Origin of the sequence: Actinosynnema sp. NPDC020468 (genome assembly GCF_040642015.1) — a bacterium.
Taxonomy (GTDB): Bacteria; Actinomycetota; Actinomycetes; order Mycobacteriales; family Pseudonocardiaceae; genus Actinosynnema.
This window is the reverse complement of record NZ_JBFAEO010000035.1, coordinates 84,928-91,145: the sequence shown is the minus strand read 5'-3', so window position 1 is coordinate 91,145 and position 6,218 is coordinate 84,928. Positions and strand designations below refer to the sequence as shown.

Here is a 6,218-nt window from a genome sequence, read left to right as displayed (position 1 = left end):
ACTCCGGAAACCGACTTCGATGCTCGTGTGACTGGTGTTAAGAGGTGTTCTCTTCCGTCGTGGCCCGGGCGCGGGTCGTCCGGCTCGGCGCGCGCCGACCGCGTTCGACCCGTCCGACCTTCCCGAGGAGGTGATGATCCGCGTCCTGGGCGTCCGAAACCCCCGGACATCGCCGCCCCCACCGTCCGCCCCACCCCCACCGCCTGCTCCGCGACCCTGCCCGGGTCAGGCGATGGGTGCCGCCTGCTGGTGCCGGCGGAGTTCGACCGGGTCGTGGGCGCTGAAGACCGAGATCTCGTCGCCGTGCGCGCGGACGAGGGCGCGCAGTCTGTCCTGATTGGACAGTCGGTCTTCGGGGAGGGTGTCCATGAGCTTCTGCATGAACACCAACCCGGGCGGGCAGTGCGGTTGTGCGGCCATCTCGCCGTGGAAGAAGTACGAGTCGCCCGCGTGCAGCAGCCAGCGGTCCCCGGTCCGGACCGCGACCCCGGTGTGGCCCCTGGTGTGGCCGGCGAGGGGGACGAGGAGGATGTCGGGGCGGACCTCCCGGACCGACTCGAAGCCGAACCACGACTCGCCGGTCGCCTCGTAGGGCGTCCAGCGGGGGCCGTGGGACCACTGGTGGTCGGGGTAGCGGGTCTTGTCGTTGCCCTTCTTCCCCGGTCTGGTCGCGGCGGCCAACTCCTCCGCCAGGACGTGCACCTCGGCGTGCGGGAAGTCGCGCAGGCCGCCGCCGTGGTCCAGGTCGAGGTGGGTGAGCACGACGTGTCGCACGTCGGAGGCCCGGAAGCCCAGGGCTTCCACCTGGCGCACCGCTGTTTCGCGCTCGTCCAGCACCGGGCGGCTGAGCAGGCGCCAGTGCCGGGGCAGGGTCGGGCCGGGGTTGCGGACGTCCTCCAGACCCATGCCGCTGTCCACGAGCACGAGGCCGTCGTCGGTTTCGAGCAGCAGTACGTGACACACGACCTCCGCCGTGCGCAGGACGCTGCCCCTGCCGCTGACCAACCGTCCGCCGAGGGGGCGCATGGTGCCGCAGTTGAGGTGGTGGACCTTCATCGTCGTTCTCCTGTCCGGGAAATCGGGGTGGTCATCGCGCCGTCCGTCATCGCGCTGGCCGGCACCGCGCTGTCCGGCACCGCCGAGTCCGTCATCGCGGCGTCCGGCCGAGGAGCGCGCCCAGGTGGTTGCGCACGTCGGTGAGCGGGGTCAGGTCGCGGCGGGTGCGGGCCAGCAGCAGGGCGCCCTCGATCGCGGCGAGCACGACCATGGCCGTGCCGTCGTCGCCCACGTGGGCCGCGATCAGCCGTTGCCACGAGCTGTAGGCGGCGTCGCAGGCGGCGCGGATGGGTTCGCTCTCGGCGGCCGCGTCGAGGGCGACGGTGGCGATGGGGCAGCCGCCGCGGTAGTCGGTCCGCTCCAGGTTCGCGCCGAGCAGTTCCAACGCCTGGTCCAACGCCGCCACCGGGTCCGGGTCGCTCTCCAGCACCGCCTGCAACGCCACCCGCAGGTTCTCGCCCGCCAGCGCGACCGCCTCGACGGCGAGCTGCTCCTTGCCGCCGGGGAAGTGGAAGTACAGCGAGCCCTTGGGCGCACCGCCTTCGGCGAGCACCTGGTTGAGCCCGGTCGCGTGGTAGCCCTGGTTCCGGAAGAGGTCCGCGGCGGTGCGGAGCATGCGGTCGCGGGTGTCCGTTCGGCGTGGCATGGTTTTACTATACAGACCGGTCTATTACCGACGGGCGGCGGTGGGCCCGCTCGGTACCCTTGCTCGATGCTTGAGATCGCGCACGGCGCCGCTCGCGCCGTCATCGCGCCCGACGGCGCGGCGCTGGTGTCCTTCGAGGTCGGCGGGGTCCCCTACCTGGAGACCTACGACGGCGATCCCCCCATGGGCAGTGGCGCGGTGCTGGTGCCGTGGCCCAACCGGACCGCCGGTGCGAGGTGGGTGCTCGACGGCGAGGAGCAGCGGCTGGCGGTGACCGAGCCCGCGCGGGGCAACGCGATCCACGGGCTGGTGCGCCGGGCGCTGTGGAACGTGGTCGAGCACACCGGGTCGCTGGTGTCGCTGGACGTCCAGGTCGCGGGGTTCGGCTGGCCGGTCGAGCTGCGGACCACGATCACCTACGCGCTGGACGAGCACGGCCTGACGGTGTCGCACGGCGTGCAGAACGTCGGCGCGGCCCGCACGCCGTTCGGCGTCGGCGCCCACCCCTACCCGAGGGCCGGCGCCTCCGCGACGGACGAGACGACCCTCACGCTGGCCGCGACCACCGTGCTGCCGCTGGACCCCGAACGGATGATCCCGAGCGGGCCGGCCGTCCCCGTGTCGGGTGATCTCGACTTCACCGCCGCCCGGCTGCTCGCGGGCGTGCGGCTGGACACCGCGTTCGGCGGGTGCCTGCCGGTGGACGGCCTGGTCAGGCACGTGCTGAAGGGTCCTGGCGGCGGGGTGGAGGTGTGGGCGGACCCCGATTTCCGCTGGGTGCAGGTCTACACGCCGGACGGCTACCCGGGGCGCGGCCGGGCGGTCGCGATCGAGCCGATGACGTGCCCGCCGGACGCGTTGAACTCGGGCGTCGACCTCCTCTGGCTCGGCCCGGGCGATTCGTGGGCCGGTCGCTGGGGCTTGCGCCCGCTGGATTAGGTCGTTAGCGTCGCTAACTATGAACGTCGCCATCACGGGTGGACACGTCGTCCCGGTCGCGGGCACACCGATCGAGGGCGGGACGGTGCTGGTCCAGGACGGGCGGATCGTCGCGGTCGGTGCTGCGGTGCCCGTGCCGGACGGCGTGCCGGTCGTGGACGCGACGGGCAAGTGGGTCCTGCCCGGCTTCGTGGAAGCTCACGGCCACCTCGGTGTGCACGAGGAGGGCGAGGGGTGGGCCGGGCAGGACACCAACGAGATGACCGACCCGAACGGCGCGCGGTTGAGGGCGTTGGACGCCGTCAACCCGGCGGACCCCGGTTTCGCCGACGCGCTGTCGGGCGGCGTCACGTCGGTGGTGATCAAACCGGGTTCGGGCAACGTGATCGGCGGTAGGACCGTCGCGGTGAAGTGCTGGGGCCGCACGGTGGACGAGATGGTGGTGCGCGAGCCGGTGAGCGTGAAGAGCGCGCTCGGCGAGAACCCGAAGCGGGTCTACGGCGACCAGAAGAAGCTGCCGAGCACCCGCCAGGGTGTGGCCGCGGTGATCCGGGACGCGTTCACCAAGGCGCAGGACTACGTGGCGCGCCGGGACGCCGCCGAGGGCGGTCCGTTCGAGCGCGACAACACCCTGGAGACGTTGGCGCGGGTGCTGTCCGGCGAACTCCCGTGGTGCCAGCACTGCCACCGCGCCGACGACATCGCCACCGCGCTGCGGCTGGCCGACGAGTTCGGCTACCGGCTGATCGTGAACCACGGCACCGAGGGTCACCTGATCGCGGACCTGTTGGCGGACAAGAACATCCCGGTCGTGGTGGGCCCGCTGTTCACCACCCGGTCCAAGGTGGAGCTGCGCCACCGCACCCTGCGCACCCCGGGCGTGCTGGCGAGGGCGGGCGTGGAGATCGCGATCACCACCGACCACCCGGTCGTCCCGATCCACTTCCTGGTCCACCAGGCCACCCTCGCGATGAAGGAGGGCCTGGACCGCACCACGGCCCTGGAGTCGATCACCACCAACCCGGCCCGCATGATGGGCCTCGCCGACCGGGTAGGCAGCCTCACCCCGGGCCTGGACGGCGACGTGGTCATCTGGTCGGGCGACCCCCTGGACGTCCTGAGCCGAGCCGAACGCGTCTACATCGAGGGCCGCGAGGTCTACCGCCACGAGAACGGCGAACCGGTCGTGGCGAACCCGTACTACGTGGAGCCCTGACCGGAACCCGTCGCCCGGCACCCGCTCTCCGCGCACTCGATCCTCGGGGTTCCCTTCCTCGGCGGCTTGTGCGCCGCCCAGACGGCGTCGAGGTCCAGCGACGCGACCGCGTCCCGCATCGTGGTGAACGCGTGGTCGGAGAACATCCGGGTTCTCGTCGCGTTGATCTGGAACAGGTGGCTGAACGGTCCCTCGACGTCGATGCCGAGGTGGCGGCGCAACGCCAGGCTGCGTGGTCCGGTCAAGCCGGTGTCGCGCGCGAGGGCCGACGCGGAGCGGTGGTACTTCACGGAGAGGTCCACCTGTCGGATCGCGGCCGCGGGCTCGGCCTCGTCGGCGACGTACCTCATCGGCGCACCGCGGGACTTGGTGACGTGGACGGTCACGACGAGGCCTTCGCCGTCGACGGACGTGGTGAGACCTTCGAGCTTGGGGAGGACCTCCGCGCGCTGCCCGCCTCGCCGGATGGCGTTCTCCACCCGGGCCACGTCCTTGACCGACACGGAAACGTCCGGTTCGGTGTGCGCCCCCATCGCGAGCAGGGTCCTGATCCGCGCACCGACCTCGTGCCGGGCCCGACGGCCCGGCTGGAGAAGCACGGCTATCTGCGAGTACTCGTCATCGAGGAGGAGCGCGAGATCGCGGGGCGGCTCGACGGACAGCGGCAGTACCCGCGCCGGCAGGTGATCGGCCAAGCGGTCGCCGAAAGCCTTGGTCGACAATTCTTCGAACAGCGTGACGGCGGCTCGTGCGTACAGGTACAGGATCTGCTCCGGCACGATGGCGAACCAGTGCTGTTCTTCGTCGCGCATCGCGTTGATGGTCAGCAACGTCCCCGCGTCGTCGTCGCCGAGTGAAATGGTCGACGACGAGCGGACGAGTGCGAGGCATTTCCTGAAGCCGATCGAACGACCGGTCACCTTGTCGAACACCTCGGTGCCTGCCTGGACCAACACGGCTTTGAGCAGCATTTCGAAGGCGTGCTGGAGGTGGAGCAGGACCCTGGTGTGCCTGCCCTCGTCGTGCGGGGAGTCGAACGCCTCGAAGGCGCATGTCAACGCCGACAACGCCTTGCGCCGCAGTGCCCGGGAGTTCTGCCTGAACTTCACCTCGACACCTCCGCGGCCGGCGGTGTCCACAATGGTCACTCGCGGGCCGCAGGGTGTCGATGCTCCATTCGGGTTCTCCGGGCGAAACGGTCAGCGGCGGAGTTCGCGGCCGATCACGACGCGCTGGATCTGGTTGGTGCCCTCGAAGATCTGGAGCACCTTCGCCTCCCTCATGTAGCGCTCCACCGGGAAGTCGCGGGTATAGCCGGCACCGCCGAGGACCTGGACCGCGTCGGTGGTGACCTTCATCGCGGCGTCGGTGCAGACCAGTTTCGCGATTGCCGCCTGGCGGGTGAACGGGAGGCCGCGGTCGCGGCGGCGGGCGGCGGCCAGGTAGGTGGCGCGGGCGGACTCGACGGCGGCGGCCATGTCCGCGAGCAGGAACTCCAGGCCCTGGAAGTCGATGATCGCGCGGCCGAACTGGGTGCGTTGCTTCGCGTACGCCACGGCCTCGTCCAGGGCGGCCTGCGCGAGGCCCACGGCGGTGGCGGAGATGCCCAGGCGGCCCGAGTCCAGGGCGGACAGGGCGATCTTGAGGCCGTCGCCCTCCGCGCCGATCAGGTTCTCCGCCGGCACCGCCACGTCGGTGAACTGGAGCTGGGCGGTGATCGAGCCCGTCAGGCCCATCTTGCGCTCGGGGTGCGCCGCGCCGATCCCGGGCAGCGAGCCGGGGACGAAGAAGCAGCTGACGCCCTTGCCGCCGGTGTCCGCGGTGCGGGCCATCAGGGTGTAGAAGTCGGCCACGCCCGCGTGGGTGATCCACGCCTTCGTGCCGTTGACCACGTAGGTGTCACCCGAACGAGTGGCACGGGTGGTGAGGGCCGCCGCGTCCGAGCCCGCGTGCGACTCGGACAGGGCGTAGGCGCCCAGCCACGCGCCCTCCAGCAGGTCCGGCATCCAGCGCTCGCGCTGCTCCTCGGAGCCGAACGTGGCGAGCGCGTAGCTCGACATCACGTGCACCGACAACCCGACGCCGACCGACATCCACGCGGACGAGATCTCCTCCAGCGCCTGGAGGTACACCTCGTAGGGCTGCTCGCCGCCGCCGAAGCGCTCCGGGTACGGCAGGCCCAGCAGGCCGCTCTTGCCCAGCAGCGCGAACTTGTCCCGGGGGAACGTGCCCGACTCCTCGTGGGCGGCGGCGTGCGGGGCCAGTTCGTCCCGGGCGATGTCGCGGACCAGGGCCAGCAGGTCCTCGGCCTCGGTGGTGGGCAGCAGGCGTTCGGCGGGCATCGATGACCTCCGGCAGGCA

6 protein-coding genes are annotated in these 6,218 nt (G+C 71.3%); 2 read left to right on the top strand and 4 right to left on the bottom strand.

What is annotated here, in order from left to right; genetic code table 11:
* Positions 1-225 precede the first annotated feature (225 nt).
* Positions 226-1,056 (bottom strand): MBL fold metallo-hydrolase, encoded by an 831-nt coding sequence (locus AB0G50_RS24160; RefSeq protein ID WP_360112419.1) that lies wholly within the window; start codon positions 1,054-1,056, stop codon positions 226-228.
* 91 nt (positions 1,057-1,147) lie between these two features.
* The gene (locus AB0G50_RS24155) at positions 1,148-1,702 is read right to left on the bottom strand and encodes a TetR/AcrR family transcriptional regulator (protein WP_360112417.1); all 555 of its coding nucleotides are present in this window, start codon (positions 1,700-1,702) and stop codon (positions 1,148-1,150) included.
* Between the two features lie 66 nt (positions 1,703-1,768).
* On the opposite strand from AB0G50_RS24155, the gene AB0G50_RS24150 reads away from it, so the two are divergent.
* Positions 1,769-2,641, top strand: a complete 873-nt coding sequence (locus AB0G50_RS24150) for an aldose 1-epimerase family protein (protein ID WP_360112415.1) — start codon at positions 1,769-1,771, stop codon at positions 2,639-2,641.
* Between the two features lie 19 nt (positions 2,642-2,660).
* Positions 2,661-3,857: an amidohydrolase gene (locus tag AB0G50_RS24145; RefSeq protein WP_360112413.1), complete on the top strand. Its 1,197-nt coding sequence runs from the start codon at positions 2,661-2,663 to the stop codon at positions 3,855-3,857.
* Here AB0G50_RS24145 and AB0G50_RS24140 read toward each other — a convergent pair.
* Both AB0G50_RS24140 and AB0G50_RS24135 read right to left on the bottom strand, forming a co-directional pair.
* A complete protein-coding gene (locus AB0G50_RS24140; protein WP_360112411.1) occupies positions 3,842-4,966 on the bottom strand; it encodes a hypothetical protein in 1,125 nt (374 codons plus the stop codon). The genes AB0G50_RS24145 and AB0G50_RS24140 overlap by 16 nt on opposite strands.
* 90 nt (positions 4,967-5,056) lie before the next feature.
* The gene (locus AB0G50_RS24135) at positions 5,057-6,199 is read right to left on the bottom strand and encodes an acyl-CoA dehydrogenase family protein (protein ID WP_360112410.1); all 1,143 of its coding nucleotides are present in this window, start codon (positions 6,197-6,199) and stop codon (positions 5,057-5,059) included.
* Positions 6,200-6,218: the final 19 nt, after the last annotated feature.

Coding starts and splice junctions, on each gene's coding strand:
- AB0G50_RS24160 (WP_360112419.1), bottom strand. CDS start 1,056: ATGAAGGTCCACCACCTCAACTGCGGCACCATGCGCCCCCTCGGCGGA.
- AB0G50_RS24155 (WP_360112417.1), bottom strand. CDS start 1,702: ATGCCACGCCGAACGGACACCCGCGACCGCATGCTCCGCACCGCCGCG.
- AB0G50_RS24145 (WP_360112413.1), top strand. CDS start 2,661: ATGAACGTCGCCATCACGGGTGGACACGTCGTCCCGGTCGCGGGCACA.
- AB0G50_RS24150 (WP_360112415.1), top strand. CDS start 1,769: ATGCTTGAGATCGCGCACGGCGCCGCTCGCGCCGTCATCGCGCCCGAC.
- AB0G50_RS24135 (WP_360112410.1), bottom strand. CDS start 6,199: ATGCCCGCCGAACGCCTGCTGCCCACCACCGAGGCCGAGGACCTGCTG.